This is a genomic window from Streptomyces sp. PR69 (assembly GCF_026420845.1).
Lineage (GTDB): Bacteria > Actinomycetota > Actinomycetes > Streptomycetales > Streptomycetaceae > Streptomyces.
On the sequence record NZ_JAOWCB010000006.1, the window covers coordinates 77,675 to 94,294 of the forward strand.

Sequence of the window (16,620 nt, forward strand, 5' to 3'; positions counted from 1 at the left end):
AGAGAGACGGTCAATGCTGTCGATACAACGGGATTCCCGATCGGTCGAGGACCTGCCCTACGAGCTCGTCGAGCGCAAGGGAGTGGGACATCCGGACACCATGTGCGACGCCATGGCGGAGCGCATGTCCCGCTACTACTCCCTGCACTGCCTCAAGGAGTTCGGCGGGGTCGCCCACCACTGGTTCGACAAGGTGACGCTGTACGGCGGCGGGGCGGAAACCGACTACGGGCGGGGCGAACTCACCTCTCCGTACCGGGTGAAGGTCTTCGGCAAGGCGGCCTTCCGGGTCGGCCCCGCCGAGATCCCGGTGCAGGACCTGATGTTCCGCGCCGCCGCCGATGTGCTGGCGGAAGTCACCACCGGTTTTGACGCCGCCCGCCACCTTGTCGTCGAACTGGGCGTGGTGGACCACCAGGGATCGGGCCGCGGCCTGTCCCGGTACCAGCCCGCGTCCCCGGCGGACCTGGTCCCGCTGCGGTCCGGCGGACTGGTCTCCAACGACACCAACCTGCTGCACGGCTACGCCCCGCTGTCCCGCCTGGAGAACGTGGTGCTGGGGCTGGAGCACCTCATCAACGGTTCCGCTTTCAAGCAGAGGCACACGGACACCGGCTGGGACGTCAAAGTGTTCGGCAGCAGGCGGCGGGACGCGTTCAGCCTGGTCGTCAACATGCCCTTCCTCGCGTCCCGCATCGAGTCGATGGACCACTACCTGGCGCGCAAGGCCGTGACCCAGGAGGAGGTGGCGGAGTTCGTCCGCTCGCTGGGCATCCGGGACTTCCAGCTGCTGATGAACGCCACCGACCGCAACGGCCGCCCCTATCTCACCGCGCTCGGCTCCGTGGCGGACACCGGTGACGTGGGCGTCGTCGGCCGGGGAAACCGGGTCAACGGACTCATCACCCCCATGCGCCCGATGAGCATCGAGGCGCCCGCGGGCAAGAACCCGCTGGACCACACCGGCAAGATCTACAACGTGATGGCCATGCGGCTCGCCCGGCAGGTGCACGAGAAGTTCGGCGGACCGGCGCAGGTGCATATCTTCACCTCCAAGGAGGCGCCGCTGGAGCGCCCGGACGAGGTCGTCGTGACGACGCCCGACGCGGCTGAGCCGGCCCTGACGTCGCTGGCGGAGACCGCGGTCGCAGGCTCGGGCGACCTGACGGTCGAGCTGATCGAGACGGGCATCACCCTGTGGTGACCGGTGCGGAGGCGCGAGCCCTCGTCGCCCGGACGCGGGCCACGGGTGTGCGCTCGGACACCGGTCCCCCGCGGACGCCGCCGCCTGAGACCGGCAGCCACTTCGCGGTCCTGGTCAAGCCCGAGGTCATGACCTCCGCCGCCGCGGCCGACGCGCTGCCGGAGGCGGTACGGGTGCTCGGCCAGGCAGACGTGAGCGTGCTGCGCTGCGCCGTGCTGCCGGCCGGGGACTTCGCCGGGCGCGGGTACCTGCTCCTGCACTATCCGCGCCTGCACCGGGTCGCCGCGGACGGGGCCGGGGCCCTCTCCTCCAGCGCCCGCAGGGAACTCGACTCGCTCATGGCCGCGTCGCGGATCGCCGACGCCCCCGGGGCGTACGAGGCGATGACGCGCGAGGCGGACCTGTCTCCGGCGGCCCTGGAGGAACGCTGCCGGGGGGCGGGCATCCACAAGCTGGGCTCCGGCTCGTACGCCTCGGTGACGGAGCTGAACGGACGCCCGGTCACGGTGCTGAACGGTTTCCTGCCGGCCCTGGCCGCGGGCTACACCGGTCCCGGGGCCCTGGTCGGCCTCCTCGAATGCCACAGCAATCACGAGATCGACAGGCTGCGCGGCGAACTCCTGGGGGCGCTTGACCCGGCCGACGCGACCCCGGCGTCGCTGCGTGGGACGCTGGGCGTCCTGGCCCGCGAGCACGGGATCGCCCTTACCGAGGGCCGGAACGCCGTCCACCTGTCGGCGGGCCATCTGGAGGGGATGTTCCAGGTCTGGCGCTACTTCGCCGCCCTCGACGGACGGGGCGTCGAGACCACCGCGTTCGGCCGCTCACTGGCCGGACACGGGGTGCCCCCGGCGGCGGTGGCGGCGCTGGCCGCCGACCGCAACCTCGCCGGGGACTCAGGGGAGACGGCATCTCCGCACGGCGACACCGAGAACCTCCACCGCGACAGGGTCCTCGATCGGGTACGGCAATGGGCTGCCGCTGGGAAGGGGTTGGGAACATGACCGGTCTCGCGCGCGGACTCGCCGGACGCACCGCGGTGGTGACCGGCGGCGCCCAGGGGATCGGCGCGGCGGTTGCCGAACGGCTGTGCGCTGAGGGCTGCCGTGTCCTGATCTACGACAAGGACGCCGAGCACGGCCGGGCCGCGGTGGACGCATGGCTGGAGCGGGGCCACGAGGTTCGGCTGGCCGTGGGCGATGTCACGGACCGGGCGGCGGTGGCGGCGGCCTTCACGGGGCTCCCGGCCGGCTGGCCGAGGCCGACGCTGCTGGTGAATCTCGCCGCGGGCTTCGTCTTCAGGGGTCTGGAGGCGACCGCGGAGGAATGGCACGCCGCGCTCGATCCCACCATCGTCGGACTCTCCCTGGTCATTCGGGAGTTCGTCGCCGGGCTGCCGAACCGCGACGCCGACGCCGCGATCGTGAACATGGCGTCTATTTCGGCACATATCGCCCAGAGCGGCTATCTGACATACAACACCAGCAAGTCCGCCGTGCTCGGCTTTACCCGGTGCACCGCCGAGGAGCTGGCCCCCCGGGGCGTTCGGGTCAACTCGGTGAGCCCCGGAACCGTGTGGAACGCCAACAACGAGCGTTACCACCGCGAGGCGCTCGGACTCGACCGGGCGGCCGCCGAGGCCGCTCCGGAACACGGCGGAAAGTTCCTGCTCAAACGGTTCGCGGACCCGTCCGAGGTCGCCGCGCCGATCGCGTTCCTGCTGTCGTCCGACGCCAGTTTCATCACCGGCGCCGATCTGCCGGTAGACGGAGGGTACTTGGCGGTATGAGGCCATGATCGATCTGCATACTCACCACAACCGCTGCGGGCACGCCACCGGCTCGCTGCGGGACTACGTCACGGCGGCACTGGACAAGGGCGTCAGGGTGCTGGGGCTCTCCGACCACACCCCGATGTTCGCGGCGGAGGAGGACCACGCGCTGCCGCGGGTGGCGATGCCGAAGTCGGAGTTTCCCTCCTATATCGCGGAAGCCCTGGCGCTGAAAGAGGAGTTCGCGAACAGCATCGAGATCCTCGTCTCCACCGAGGCCGACTTCTTCAGCGGCCGCATGGACGCGTACACCAAGGCGCTGAGCCGCTACCCGCTGGACTACGTCATCGGGTCGGTCCATATGTTCGAGGGCCGGGACATCTTCGACGTCACCCGCTGGCAGACCGTGGAGGAGCGGGATCTCGCCGCCGTCAAGGCGCGGTACTTCCGGGCGATGGCCGAATGCGCCCGTTCCGGTCTCTTCCACGTCATGGGGCACGTGGACGCGCTGAAGGGCAACTACCCGAAGCTGGGCGCCGTCCCGGCGCCCGCCGCGGCCGACGAAATGCTGCGCGCGATCCGGGACTCCGGCGCCGTGATGGAGATCAACACCTCGGGCGGCACCAAGCTGTGCGGCGGCTGGTATCCCGAGTTCGACCTCCTCGAACGCGCCCACCACTTCCAGGTCCCGATCACCTTCGCCTCCGACGCGCACGTCCCCGAACGCGTCTGCGACCAGTACCCCGAAGTGGTCAAGGTGCTCAGCGACATCGGGTTCCGCACCTGGACGGTGTTCCGCCGCGGCACCGCCCGGACATGTCCTCTGATCTGACCGATGCCAAGCCGACTCCGCCGGTGTTCCGAGACCGGCCGGACCGTTTCCCTCTGGAGACCGCATGCGTGTGAGCGAACTTGCCGCCGGTGACCCCGCCGGTGCGACCACCCGGTATCTGCTGGTCCGGGACCAGCCTCTCCGGATCGTCACTGCCTCGGCCGAGGCGGACGGGCTGGTGTCGGAGACCTTCTGGCCGCCGGGAATGCTGGGCGTGACCGAGACTTCCCACGCATCCGAACCCGAACTCACCGTGGTCGATCTGACCCGCGATCCCGCCGAGATCCGCGAGCTGCTCGACGAGGCGGCCGCGACCGCCGTGCGGGGCGAGTACGAACTCACCCGGCACTACCGGCTGCCCCGTTACGACGGCGACACCTGCACCGTCTTCACGCTCCAGGACGTGAACTCCGAGGAGGTGGCCGCCCTGATACGCACTGAGCGGCGCATCACCCTGGTACGCACCCGGTCGGTTCTGGGCGACCGGTGGCTGACCAGGATCATCCGCGACGTGGCCACCCGGATCGCCAAGGCGGAGGGCTCCCTGGTCCTGCACTCCTCGGCGTTCGTCCAGGACGACGGCGCCTACCTGGTGATCGGGGACTCCGGGGCGGGCAAGTCCACCACGGCCATCGCACTGGCCCGGCTGCTGCCCTCCGCCGGCTGGATGGGCAACGACCGCATGCACCTGGAAGAGCAGGCGCGGGGAGACCAGACGCAGGGCTATCAGGTGACGGCCTGTCCGCTGCCGCTCGCCGTCAACAAGGGGTCGCTCGACGTCATGGGCGTCACCGACTTCGGGTCCTGGTCCGTGCGGGCGGGCTTCCCGCCGCCGGAGTCGGACTGGGACCGGTTCCACGGCGAGGACAAGCTGAAGCTGAGTTCCCAGGAGGTCAGCCGCTATCTCGGCGTCCGCGTCGTGCCGAACGCCACGCTCGCCGGTGTGATCCTGCCACGGGTCGATCTCACGGCGGGGTACTCCCTCGAACCGGCGACGCCCGGCTACACCGCCGAAGTGATCAAGAGGAACTGCTTCTCCCTCGATGACAACCTGTACGGCGAGGACTGGCTGAACGTTCCCACCCGACGGCGTGCCGCTCCCCCGCCGATCGACGCCTTCCTGGACCACCTGACGAAACTTCCCGTGCTGCGCTGCTCCGTGGGCAGCGCCGCCGACGTGGCGAAGCTGGCGGACGGGTTCCTGGACGCCGTGCGCACGTGACGGGGTCTCGGGGCGCTCGGGGCGCGGTGCGGACGTGACGGTCAGCGGCCGCGGTCCGCATCGGCGTCAAGCTCCGCCGCCGTTCCGGCAATCAGATCCAGATTCCGCGGGTACCGCGCCCAGAAGCGCCCGACCCAGCCGAGGTACCACGGTCCCAGGCTTGCGTCGCGCTGCCCGAGCAGCGTCACATGGCCATGCCGCGGCAGGAACCACAGGGCGCCGAGCCGCGCCAGGTCGCCCGCGCTCGCATACGGCATGCGCAGGCGCGTGTGCAGGTGCGTGAGAAAGCGGCGGAGCGCCTGTGGGTCCAGTGCGAAATCACCGCGGCCGAGACGGCAGGAGAGCCACAGCGCCTTGCCCGCGTCGGCCGGCCGGCGGGAGAAACCGGCCTCGTCCCAGTCGATGACGGTCAGCGGCCGGGAGTCGCTGGAGATCAGGTTCCGGCCGTGCAGGTCGCCGTGGTGGATCACCAGGGCGTCCGGACGCGTCAGCCGTACGGCGCTGTCCCGCAGTTCACCGAGATGGTCGTTCATGGCCCTCGCGAGACCCCGCCACTCGCCGGTCAAGAGCGGCTCCGCGAGCTCGCGCTCCCGCTCCGCGCTGGACACCCACGGCGAGGCGTAGTCCCCGACCAGGTCCTCCTCGGCCGCCACCCCGCCGGCCCGGGCCGCCAGATCCGCCAGATCCGCCAGATCCGCCAGATCCGCGAGAACGCCGACGACCTGGACGATGTGCTGCCGCGCGTCGTGCGAGGGCGCTCCCGGAGCGTACGGCCGGATCACCACCAGCCGCGGGCGATCCGCGGTGTGGAGCCCCATGTCGAGCACCGGCGGGTACCAGGCCGTGCCGCGCAGCGCCGCGTCCACGCGCAGGATGCGCCGGAACTCGGCGCCGGAGGAGCGGTCCGCACAGTGCACCTTCACGGAGAGCGCCTGGCCGCCCTCGGTGACCCGGTAGGACGAGTTGAGTCCGCGGCCCTCAAGGGCCTCGGCGTCACCGGCCGCGACGAGCTCCATGGCGTGCCGTACCGTGAGCCGTGCGGGGCCGGTCATGGACGGCGGTCGCCCGTGGCCACCTCGCTGCCGAGCCAGTCGGTCACCGCGGTGACCAGTCGGTCCAGCGGCTGGGCGCTGTCAAGCCGCTGGACCGGACAGCGCAGCCGCGCCAGCCAGCGTTCGTCCTTGGACCGGCGGCCCGGGACCACCGTGTCCTCGTAGCCCCGCGCCCATTCCATGAAGTCGTGGTGGGCCGCCTCGTTGGCGCCGCCGTTCTCGATGGTGTCGCCGTAGCGGACGGTCTCGCGGCGCAACAGCCGGTCCATGCGGGTGTCCGCGTCGACGGTCAGGAACACGACGGCGTCCACCTGAGCGACGACGCTGTCGCCCCAGCTGCGCAGCGATCCGGACAACACCCAGGCGGGGCGCGGCACGAACAGCGCGTTCATCAGGGCGAGGCGTTCCTCGACGGGACGCTTGTGGGTGTAGGGCGGAGAGGTCGGCAGCCAGAGGTAGTCGTCCACGTCCGCGTGCGGCACCGCCCACAGGGTCGCCAGCGCACGGCCCAGTGTCGTGCTGCCCGCTCCGCTCGGCCCCGTGACGAGCAGCCGGTACCCGCGCATCCGCCGCCTTCCTTCCGCTGCTGCTCCAGTTCGGCCCGATCAGCTCAACCAGCCTATACCGCCGCCATGTTGGTGCGGGTGCGACGCACACCTGAAGTCCCCCGCCCCGCTCCGCCCCGCTCGGTGCGAGCATTTCACCACAGACAGATCCCGGCGAACCGGCTACGCTCGCCGACATGCCGAGTGCGTTGGTAACCGGTGTCTCCCGCGGTCTGGGGGCGCACCTCTGCCGCGCGCTCAAGGCGGCCGGCTACCGCGTGCTGGGGGCGGGGCTGGCCACCTCGCCGCAGAACGACGCACTTGACGACTACCAGGTGGTCGACCTGCGCGAGCCGCTCGCGGACGGCCTGTTCGCCGCCGAGGACATCGATGTGCTCGTCAACAACGCCGGGGTCTACCTGGACGACCCTCGCCGCGGATACGGCGACCTCTTCTCACTCTCCCCGCACGATCTGCGGGACACCTTCGAGGTCAACCTCTTCGGCACGGCGCAGCTGGTCCTGAAGTGCGCGCCGCGCATGCTCGCGCGCGGCTCGGGCCGGATCGTCTGCGTCTCCTCGGGGATGGGCAGGCTCCAGGACGCCGACGGGGCGTCGTTCGCCTACCGTTCGTCCAAGCTCGCGGTCAACTCCCTGGTCCTCGCGGTGGCCCGGCACTTCTCCGCAGGCTCCAAAGACCTGTCCGCCTTCTCCTACTGCCCGGGCTGGGTGCGGACCGACATGGGCATGGAATCCGCGCCGCATGATCCCGCGCCCGCGGCGGACGATCTGGTGCGGCTGCTGAGCATTCCCGCCGCGCGGTCCAACGGCAGGTTTTTCCGCGGTCTCAGCGAACTGGGGTGGGACACCCGTGGCCCGCTCGTGGCGGACCAGGAACCCTGAATCCCATGTCCGTTCCGCTCAGCGGAATCGATCCGGACAAGGCGCGGAAACCTTGTCATGATCGACCGAGCGGCCCAGGTTCCGGCGTCCTCGCCGGCTCCGTCACCTGACCGGCCCGGCAGCCGAGGGACTTCGCCCGACAGGTGCCTCGCTGCGGAGAACTGGGGCCCGTTCCCGGGCCGTACTCAGACGCGGCGGTGAGACACGGAATGGAATCGAGCAGCGCGACGCACCGGTACACGGTTGGTTCACGTTTCGCGAGCACCGGCCTGACGTGCACGCGGTCCGCGGCGGAGCGTATCCGCCGTCTCGCGAGTCCTTATCTGGCCGTCGAGCCGGGCCCGTCCGAGCCGGGCACGTGGCAGGTGATCGCGGGCGCCGCGCCCCCGGACGGCGCCGTGCGGGAATCGGTCGCCGCACTGGGCGAAGTGGCCGTGGACTACGCCGTCGATCACGTCGGCAAAGCCCTCTTCCACCTCGCGCCCCAGGGCGAGGCGTGGGTCACCCAGTCCCTGCTGCGGGCCACCCGAGCGGTGCACCGCTCGGCTGCGAGCCGGCAGGGCGTGCTCTTCCTCCACGCCGGGCTCGTCGAACTGAACGGCCTCGGGGTCGCCCTGGTCGGCGGCAGCCGGGCGGGCAAGACCTCCTTCATCATGGCCAGCGTGCTGCACGGTTCGGGCGTCATGGTGTGCAACGACGATGTGAGCCTGACCGCGGAGCGGGACGGGGACGGCGTGCTGGGCGCCGGGTGGCCCCGGTCCATATCCGTCCGGCTGGACACCCTTGATCTGCTGTTCGGGCGCGACCGGGCGCAGTCCCTCCGGTCCTCGCTGACCCACCCCGCCAACCAGACGCTGCTGAGCCTGCGGGAGTCGGGGGTCGAGGAGCACGGGACCGCTCTGATCTACCCGTGGGAGTACGCGGACCTGCTGCACACCAAGATCGGGCCGTCCGCCAGGGTCGACGCACTCGTCCACCTGAGTCTCGCCGATGACCCGTCGGAGTCCGAGCTGGCCTCCGTACCGCCGTCCGAGCGTGCCGGACTTCTGGAGAGACACGTCCTGGGCCTGCCGAACAAGCACCTCAACATGTTCGGCCACGAGCCCGCCGGCGGAAGCCTCCAGCGCACCCGTGAGGCCCTGACGGCGCTGCCGGCCTTCCGTTTCCGCTACGAGTTCCGCGATGTGCGGCGGCAGGTCGAACGGCTCGCCGACGAACTCCGCGCCCGGGTGCCCAAGCCGGACCGCGCTCGGCCGCTCGGCCGCACAGACCAAGCCTCAACGGCGGCCGTTCACCCCCAAGCCGGCTGAAACCACAAACCCGCCCGGCCGCGCCGGCCATACGTCACACAGGCAGAGAGGGGCAGAGCAGCCGTGCTCTCCTTCCGTGCACACCTTTCCCCGGTCAACGGCATGGACGACTTCGACGAGGAGGCTGTGCTGGCGAAGATCCATCTCGTCGACGGCGACATTCTGATGCTGTCCGGCTCGCTCGTGGACGGCTCGGGCACCCCGTCGTCGGACTTCGATTTCTGCGTCATGGCGCAGTCGAAGGACGAGAGGTTCCACCGCGACACCTTCCCCCGCGAGAGTCACATGAGGTACTACACGAGCGGCGACCGGGTGAGGGCCAGCTTCGACTACCTGCCCCACAGCCTGCTCGGGGTGGACGTCGAGTACTGGACGGTCCAGGAGATCTCCGACATGCTCGCCTCGCACGCGCAGCTGTACGCGCACATGAAGAGCCGCGCCCGCAAGTCCTCCAGCTTCGCGGCCTCGGCCGTGGACTTCCGCCTCCTCTCCCGGCTCACGTACGGCGTCCCGCTGACCGATGCCGCCGGGTTCGAGAAGATCGCGAATGAGGTGCGCCCGGGCGAGATCGCGTACACGGCGTTCCGCACCGCGGTCGGCAGCTACCCGGACTTCCGCGACCTGGCCGGAATGTGGGCACAGGGGGACTACGAGTCCGCGCTGATCGCGGCCCGCAAGCTCGGAGTCGACACCTTCCGGGGCCTGACCCACGTGTACGGCAACACCAACCGCAACCCGAAGTATCTGGCCCGTTTCCTGGCCCGGCTCCCCGAGCCGCTGTCCGGACTGACCGCACGGTTCCGCCATCTGAACGCCTACGGTGTGGCGGACCCGGCCGACGCGGCCGACGCCGTCCTGGAGTGGCTCGACCTCATCGACCTGGCCTTTGCCGAGATCCGCCAAGCACGCGACAAGGCCGCAGCCTTCGTCGGCCGGAGCGATTTCCTCGGCCTGCTGAAGAGCGAACTGCATCAGTCGATGAGCTGGAACGCCGAGATTTCGAACGAGTACTGCTTCCGCGCCCGCGAGGCCGAGCCCGGCGTTCCCTCGCTGCGCGAGCTGCTGACCGCGATGACGGCGCGGGGGTCGGCCGAGCACCGGCTGCCTCTCCAGGAGTGGGCCGCCGGCCGGACCGCGCCCGCCGGGGAGAACAACCAGTTCTCCTGAGAAGCCAGTCAGCCTTTGTCGATCGCCAGGGGGAGACGCTCTTGTGCCGGATCTACGGCTGCTTCGGACCCGGTCTCGATGTGACCGCTCTGGACGCCGCTCGGGACGCCCAGCTGTCGGGCGGCCCGGACCAGCAGCACTGTGCCCGGGGGGAGAACTGGGGTCTGGGGTGCAACCGCCTCTCGATCCAGGACCCGTCCCACGGCCGCCAGCCGTTCACCAACGCCGACGGCACGGTGTGCGCGGTGTTCAACGGCGAGATCTACAACTTCCGCGCCATCAGGGAGGAACTCGCCCGGCACGGCGTGCACATCGACGGAGACTCGGACGGCTCCGTCCTGGTGCCGTACTACGAGCTCCACGGCGACCGGTTCGTGGACCGGCTCGACGGAATGTACGCCATCGCCCTGGTGGACCTGCGCTTCGGGCGGCGGCTGAAGCTGTGGTGCGACCCTCTCGCCGTCAAGAGCCTGTACTACGCGGCCACCGAGGACGGCATCGTCTTCTCGTCCGAGCTGAGCGGTCTCACCGCCCTGCTGACGAAGCCCCTCGACGTGGACCCGCTCGCCGTCGACCACTACATGAACTGGCAATGCCTGCCCAACGGTTCGTCCTGGTACACCGGGGTGTCGTCCCTGCACCCGGGTGAGCAGCTGATCCATGACGGCAGGACCGTCACCCGGCGGGGACCGCAGGACACCGGTTCGCCGCCGACGGATGACGCGTGCACACCGGAGGGCCTCGGCGACCTGCTGACCCGGGAAGTGGCGCGGATGTCCCTTCAGTCCTCGCCGGTGGCCGTCCAGGTCTCGGGCGGGCTCGACTCCGCCATCCTGGCCACGCTGCTGCGCCGGCGGCGCGCCGATGTGACCGGCTTCCATGTGACCCACGAGGGCAGCCACACCTCGGACGAGGAGAGTTACGCGCGCGAGGCCGCGGCGCACGCCGGCATCCCCCTCGAAGTGGTGGAGCTCCGGGAGGCGGAGCTGCCCGAACTGATCCCGGCCATGGTGACGGCGCTGGGCACCCCGAACGCGACGCCACACGCCCTGAGCGCGTACGTCCTGTTCCGGGAGATCTCGGACAGCTCCTTCCGGGTCTGCTTCGTGGGCGACGGAGCCGATGAGCAGTTCGGCGGCTACCGCCGCTACAGCACCGCCCTCGCGGCGGACGAGAAAAGCTGGCGGACCCGCTACCTCGACCGGCTGTCGCTGGTCCCGCAGGCGCAGTACCGGCGGCTCTACACCCCCGAGTACCGCGCTCTGCTCGACTCCGGCGCCAGCAGCCGACAGCGGTCCCTGCGACTGCTGGGCCGGCCGGCTCCCTCGCGCCTGGAGCAGCTTCTGACCTTCGACCGGCTGCACAAGCTGCCCAGCCTCAATCTGCGCAAACTGGATCACCTCTCCATGGCGCACGCGGTCGAAGGCCGCGTGCCCTACTGCCAGCCGTCCGTCACCAGCTTCGCGCGACGCACTCCCGACGCGCTGAAGGTCACGGAGTCCCGGCGCAAGCGGATCCTGTGGGACGCCGGAGCGGGACTGATTCCGCGGGCTGTCCAGACGCGGCAGAAACAGCCCTTCACCTTCCCGGTCGGCGCCTTTATGACACCCGGCGCCAAACTCTGGGACTTCACCACCGACATTCTGGCCAGACCCCGGCTCTGCAGTTCCGGCTTTCTGAGCCAAGCCGCAGTAAGGCAAATCCTCACAGAACACGCGGAGGGCCGGGACCACGCCCGGCTGCTGTGGGGCCTGATGATTCTGGAACTCTCCCTTCCGTGAATCCCCCGACTCCCCTGTTCCTCCATGCGATACGGTCCGGCGTCAGACAGGACCTCCCCCTACCGGACCTCCTTACAGAAAGGCACGCCCTGGTGCGCAGCATCCATGTCGTCACTCACCCGGAGGCGGATCACCATGTCGAGGGCGTGGTCGGCGGGTGGCACGACTCGCGCCTCACGCCCGCCGGCGTGCGCGAGGCGGCCTCCATTGCCCGCGCGCTCCGGACCGAGATCCCCGAAGACGCCGAGGTCGAGCTGATCTCCTCGGACCTGCTGCGGACCCAGCGCACGGCCGAAGAAATCGCCGGTCTTTTCGGCGTGGAACCGGTCCTCGACCGCCGACTGCGGGAAAAGTCCTACGGAGAGGCGGAGGGAAAGCCCCAGGAGTGGCTGGACAAGCGCTTCGTCCCGCCGCCCGCCACCGGGGACCGGATGGGACATGACGAGGGCGTTCTGGGAGCCGAGACCAAGGCGGCGTTCGCCCGGCGCGTCTACGCGGCCATGGACGAAATCCTGCAACACCCCTACGAGCACCAGATCATCGTGACCCACGGTTTCGCCCTGACCTTCGTCGTGGCGTCCTGGATCAGAATGCCGATCGACTCTCTCGGCTACGTCAATCTCCAGGCGCCCTCGGGCAGCATCACCCACCTGCGGGAGGACGACTTCTTCCACAACCGCCAGCTCACCCGCCTCGGCGACACCCGCCACCTGAAAGGCTGACGCCACCCGAACCCAGGCCCGGCCAGCGTTTGAGGCAGGCGCAGGAACGCCCGCACCCATCCCCGCCGCCGTTTGAGGCGCAGGAACCCCACCTTCCATCCCCGCCGGCGTTTGAGGAGCGGGGGCTCGGGGGCAGAGCCCCCGAAACCAAGCCCCGCCGGCGATTGAGGCGCGGGGGCCCGGGGGCAGAGCCCCCAGGTGCGGGCTAGGCGTCGAGCGTGCGGCGCCAGTCCGCGACCGCCGCCGGGGCGACGCCGGACGCCCAGCCGCCCGGGCGCGCCGCACCGCCGATGTGGAAGGCGTCGACGCCCGCGGCGCGCAGCGCGGGAACATGCTCCAGCCGGAGGCCGCCGCCCACGAGGATCTGGGGCTCGTACCCCGGCTCGCCCCGCCGCGCGGCCTCCGCGAGCAGCGTCGGAAGCCCCGCGTCGACGCCTTCCGGCGCGCCCGCGGTCAGATAGGTGTCAAGGCCCGGCGCGTCGGCGAGCCGCTTGCGCAGGGCGTCCCGGTCCGCCGCGTGGTCGATCGCGCGGTGGAAGGTCCACCGGCAGCCCTCGACCGCCGCGGCCAGGCGCTCCACCGCCGCGAGATCCGGCTGGCCGTCGTCCTCCAGGAAGCCGAGGACGAACTCCTCCGCCCCTTCCGCCCGGAGTTCCTCGGCGGCCAAGACCAGCGCGTCCAGCCCCCGCGGGCCGCCCGCAGCGAAACCGTCGTGCAGCCGGAGCATCACGCGCAGCGGGATGTCGACGGCCGCGCGGACGCGCGAGAACGTCTCCCGGGTCGGCGTCAGCCCGTCCGCCGCCATGTCGGTGACCAGTTCCAGCCGGTCCGCCCCTCCCGCCTGCGCGGCGACCGCGTCCTCCGCGTCGAGGGCGATCACCTCCAGGACCGCACGGTTGCTCATGGCACCCCATTCCTCCAGAAGACCCAACAGGTCTAGTCCAATACATCAGCCTAATGCGCCCACGGCCCGGCGGCAGCCACATGACTTGCTTCTCATACCACCCGGGGGTATACCTGAGACCAGAAGTTCATACCCCCTGGGGGTACCAATGCGGGAGGAAGAGCATGTCTCGTACCGAACTCGCCATCGGCGGCATGACCTGCGCCTCCTGCGCCGCCCGCATAGAGAGGAAGCTGAACCGCATCGACGGCGTGGAGGCGACCGTCAACTACGCCACCGAGAAAGCGCAGGTGCGCTTCCACGACGGCGCGGACGTCTCCGTGGACGACCTGATCGCAGCGGTCGAGGCGACCGGATACACGGCCCGGCCGCCCCGCGCCACAGCGGCCGCCGCCGGAGAGACCAGCGAGACCGGACAGGCCGGACAGACCGGGGAGACCGGGGAGACCGGACAGGCCGGACACGCAGGGGAGACCGCAGAGGCAGACGACCGGCTCGCCGCCCTCCGCCGCCGGCTGCTCCTCGCCGTCGCGCTCTCCGTCCCCGTGATCGCGCTGGCGATGGTCCCCGCCCTCCAGTTCCCGTACTGGGAATGGGTCTCACTCGTCCTCGCCACACCGGTCGTCGGCTACGCGGGCGCGCCCTTCCACCGCGCCGCCTGGACCAACCTCCGCCATCGCGCCGCGACGATGGACACACTGATCTCGCTCGGCACCTCGGCCGCGTACGCATGGTCCGTATGGAGCCTGCTGACCGAGGGGCACATCTATCTGGAGGCCGCGGCCGGAGTCACCGCGTTCGTCCTCGCCGGGCGCTATGCCGAGGCCCGCTCCAAGCGGAAGGCGGGCGCGGCGCTGCGGGCGCTGATGGAGCTCGGGGCCAAGGAAGTCACGGTGCTGCGCGGCAGCGGCAGCGGGGAACGGCGGGAGCAGACCGTTCCCGCCGCCGAGGTGCGGGTCGGCGACCTCTTCCTGGTACGCCCCGGCGAGAAGGTCGCCACCGACGGCACGGTCGTCGAGGGGGCGTCCGCGCTCGACGCCTCAATGCTCACCGGCGAGTCCGTCCCCGTGGAGGTCGCGGCCGGCGACCCGGTCACCGGGGCGACCCTCAACGCCGGAGGCCGGCTCATCGTCCGCGCCACCCGCGTCGGGGCGGACACCCAGCTCGCCCGGATGGCACAGCTCGTCGAGGACGCGCAGAACGGCAAGGCCGCGGCCCAGCGCCTCGCCGACCGGATCTCCGCCGTCTTCGTCCCCGCCGTGCTGCTGCTCTCGCTCGCCACGCTCACCGGCTGGCTGCTGGCAACCGGCGACGCCACGGCAGCGTTCACCGCGGCCGTGGCCGTACTGATCATCGCCTGCCCGTGCGCACTGGGCCTGGCCACGCCCACCGCCCTGATGGTCGGCACGGGCCGCGGCGCGCAGCTCGGCATCCTCATCAAGGGCCCGGAGGTCCTGGAGAACACCCGCAGGGCCGACACGATCGTCCTCGACAAGACCGGCACCGTCACCACCGGCTCGATGACGCTGCTCGCCGTCCACACGGCCGACGGCGTCGACGAGGACGAAGCCCTGCGGCTGGCGGGCGCTCTGGAGCACGCCTCCGAGCACCCCGTCGCCCGAGCGATCGCGGCCGCCGCGGCACGGCGCACACGCACGCTGCACGCGGCAGAGGACTTCGCGAACATCCCCGGCCGCGGCGTCCAGGGCGTCGTCGACGGCCACGCCGTCCTCGCCGGCCGCGAGAGCCTGCTCGCCGACTGGGCGATCCGGCTGCCGGAGGAGCTCGTACGGGCCGCCTCGGCGGCGGAGGCTGCCGGGAGCACGGCGATCTGCGTGGCCTGGGACGGCGAGGCGCGCGCCGTGCTGGAGGTGGCGGACGCGGTCAAGGACACCAGCGCGGACGCGGTCGCCCGGCTGCGCGCCCTGGGGCTCCGGCCGATCCTGCTGACCGGCGACAACAAGGCGGTCGCCGAGACCGTCGCAGCCGCTGTCGGCATCGACACGGAGGATGTGATCGCCGGGGTCCTGCCCGAGGACAAGGCGGCCGTCGTCCGGCGGCTGCAGAGCGAGGGCCGTACGGTCGCGATGGCCGGGGACGGCGTCAACGACGCGGCGGCGCTGGCGACCGCGGACCTGGGCCTGGCCATGGGCACCGGCACGGACGCGGCGATGGAGGCGGGCGATCTCACCCTCGTCCGCGGCGACCTCCGGGCCGCCGCCGACGCCATCCGCCTCTCCCGCCGCACCCTGGCCATCATCAAGGGCAACCTCTTCTGGGCCTTCGCCTACAACGTCGCCGCCCTCCCCCTCGCGGCGGCGGGCCTGCTCACCCCGATGGTCGCGGGCGCGGCGATGGCGTTCTCCTCGGTCTTCGTCGTCGCCAACTCCCTCCGCCTGCGCGGCTTCGCCCCCACGGCCTGACCGCCCTCGCATGCGACGCCGCCGCTGTCGCTACAGTCGCTCCCATGACCGCCACCGCCGACCCGCGCGGCAACCTCCAGGACCTCCGGCGCCGCTGGGCGCAGGCTCTCGTCGCCGCGCGCGGCGGGGCGGCGGAGCCCGATCCGACGCCGTACGCGGACAAGCTGCTGGCCCGCTGGGGGGAGCCGCAGCGCAGGTACCACACGGTCGAGCATCTCGTCGCCGTGCTGGACCGCGTCGACACCCTCGCCGGGCATGCCGAGGACGCCGAACTGGTGCGGCTGGCCGCGTGGTTCCACGACGCCGTGTACCACCCCGAGCGCTCGGAGAACGAGGAGCGCTCCGCCCGGCTGGCCGAACGCGCCCTGCCGGAGGCGGGGGTGAGCCCGGAGGCAGCCGCCGAGGTCGCCCGGCTGGTACGGCTCACCGTCACCCACGCCGCCGCCGAGGACGACGCCAACGGCGCGGTGCTGTGCGACGCCGACCTCGCGGTCCTCGCCTCCGGGCCGGAGGAGTACGCCGCCTACGCCGCCGCCGTACGCGAGGAGTACGGCTTTGTCCCGGACGACGCCTTCCGCGCCGGCCGCGCCGCCGTGCTGCGGCAGCTGCTCGACCTGCCGCAGCTGTTCCGTACGCCGTACGGCAGAAGCTGCTGGGAACGGCCCGCCCGCGCCAACCTCACCGCCGAGCTGGCGGAACTCACGAAGTCCGGCGAAGGGAATCCACCCCGGGGGGAATGATCGATAAGTCAGGTGTGTTCCTGACTGTCATGCCTGACGCCATCA

15 protein-coding genes are annotated in these 16,620 nt (G+C 71.1%); 12 read left to right on the forward strand and 3 right to left on the reverse strand.

Translation table 11 applies throughout. The features are described from left to right. The first annotated feature begins 13 nt into the window (after nucleotides 1–13). From OF819_RS07755 to OF819_RS07775, 5 genes are all read left to right on the forward strand, one after another. A complete protein-coding gene (locus OF819_RS07755) occupies nucleotides 14–1,204 on the forward strand; it encodes a methionine adenosyltransferase (RefSeq protein ID WP_267242640.1) in 1,191 nt (396 codons plus the stop codon). Further along, nucleotides 1,201–2,208, forward strand: coding sequence for a hypothetical protein (locus OF819_RS07760; RefSeq protein ID WP_267242641.1), 1,008 nt, complete (start codon nucleotides 1,201–1,203; stop codon nucleotides 2,206–2,208). Before OF819_RS07755 ends, OF819_RS07760 begins: the two co-directional genes overlap by 4 nt. Beyond that, on the forward strand, nucleotides 2,205–2,993 hold the full coding sequence (locus tag OF819_RS07765) for an SDR family NAD(P)-dependent oxidoreductase (protein ID WP_267242642.1): 789 nt from the start codon (nucleotides 2,205–2,207) through the stop codon (nucleotides 2,991–2,993). Before OF819_RS07760 ends, OF819_RS07765 begins: the two co-directional genes overlap by 4 nt. A gap of 4 nt (nucleotides 2,994–2,997) precedes the next feature. Then, nucleotides 2,998–3,807: a histidinol-phosphatase gene (locus tag OF819_RS07770; protein ID WP_267242643.1), complete on the forward strand. Its 810-nt coding sequence runs from the start codon at nucleotides 2,998–3,000 to the stop codon at nucleotides 3,805–3,807. A gap of 70 nt (nucleotides 3,808–3,877) precedes the next feature. Then, nucleotides 3,878–5,029, forward strand: a complete 1,152-nt coding sequence (locus OF819_RS07775) for a hypothetical protein (RefSeq protein ID WP_267242644.1) — start codon at nucleotides 3,878–3,880, stop codon at nucleotides 5,027–5,029. A 41-nt stretch (nucleotides 5,030–5,070) separates the two neighbouring features. On the opposite strand, the gene OF819_RS07780 is transcribed toward OF819_RS07775, so the two are convergent. Then, nucleotides 5,071–6,081 (reverse strand): phosphotransferase, encoded by a 1,011-nt coding sequence (locus tag OF819_RS07780; RefSeq protein ID WP_267242645.1) that lies wholly within the window; start codon nucleotides 6,079–6,081, stop codon nucleotides 5,071–5,073. Beyond that, entirely contained in the window at nucleotides 6,078–6,647 is a 570-nt protein-coding gene (locus OF819_RS07785) for a hypothetical protein (protein WP_267242646.1), read from the reverse strand. The genes OF819_RS07780 and OF819_RS07785 overlap by 4 nt, the downstream gene beginning before the upstream one ends. 176 nt (nucleotides 6,648–6,823) lie before the next feature. Between OF819_RS07785 and OF819_RS07790 the strand changes: the two genes are divergently transcribed. From OF819_RS07790 to OF819_RS07810, 5 genes are all read left to right on the forward strand, one after another. Beyond that, nucleotides 6,824–7,528, forward strand: coding sequence for an SDR family NAD(P)-dependent oxidoreductase (locus OF819_RS07790; protein ID WP_267242647.1), 705 nt, complete (start codon nucleotides 6,824–6,826; stop codon nucleotides 7,526–7,528). Nucleotides 7,529–7,737: 209 nt separating this feature from the next. After that, nucleotides 7,738–8,838 (forward strand): hypothetical protein, encoded by a 1,101-nt coding sequence (locus OF819_RS07795; RefSeq protein WP_267242648.1) that lies wholly within the window; start codon nucleotides 7,738–7,740, stop codon nucleotides 8,836–8,838. Between the two features lie 63 nt (nucleotides 8,839–8,901). Then, entirely contained in the window at nucleotides 8,902–10,005 is a 1,104-nt protein-coding gene (locus OF819_RS07800; RefSeq protein ID WP_267242649.1) for a hypothetical protein, read from the forward strand. A 41-nt stretch (nucleotides 10,006–10,046) separates the two neighbouring features. Further along, a complete protein-coding gene (asnB, locus tag OF819_RS07805; protein WP_267242650.1) occupies nucleotides 10,047–11,786 on the forward strand; it encodes an asparagine synthase (glutamine-hydrolyzing) in 1,740 nt (579 codons plus the stop codon). A gap of 92 nt (nucleotides 11,787–11,878) precedes the next feature. Continuing rightward, on the forward strand, nucleotides 11,879–12,508 hold the full coding sequence (locus OF819_RS07810) for a histidine phosphatase family protein (RefSeq protein ID WP_267242651.1): 630 nt from the start codon (nucleotides 11,879–11,881) through the stop codon (nucleotides 12,506–12,508). Between the two features lie 205 nt (nucleotides 12,509–12,713). Here the strand turns inward: OF819_RS07810 and OF819_RS07815 are convergent, their stop codons facing one another. After that, nucleotides 12,714–13,412 carry a copper homeostasis protein CutC gene (locus OF819_RS07815; RefSeq protein WP_267242652.1) on the reverse strand — a complete coding sequence of 233 codons (699 nt, stop codon included), beginning with the start codon at nucleotides 13,410–13,412 and terminating at the stop codon, nucleotides 12,714–12,716. Nucleotides 13,413–13,576: 164 nt separating this feature from the next. Between OF819_RS07815 and OF819_RS07820 the strand changes: the two genes are divergently transcribed. Next, nucleotides 13,577–15,835 (forward strand): heavy metal translocating P-type ATPase, encoded by a 2,259-nt coding sequence (locus tag OF819_RS07820; protein ID WP_267242653.1) that lies wholly within the window; start codon nucleotides 13,577–13,579, stop codon nucleotides 15,833–15,835. Nucleotides 15,836–15,879: 44 nt separating this feature from the next. Continuing rightward, nucleotides 15,880–16,575, forward strand: a complete 696-nt coding sequence (locus OF819_RS07825) for a hypothetical protein (protein WP_267242654.1) — start codon at nucleotides 15,880–15,882, stop codon at nucleotides 16,573–16,575. The last annotated feature ends 45 nt before the right edge of the window (nucleotides 16,576–16,620 follow it).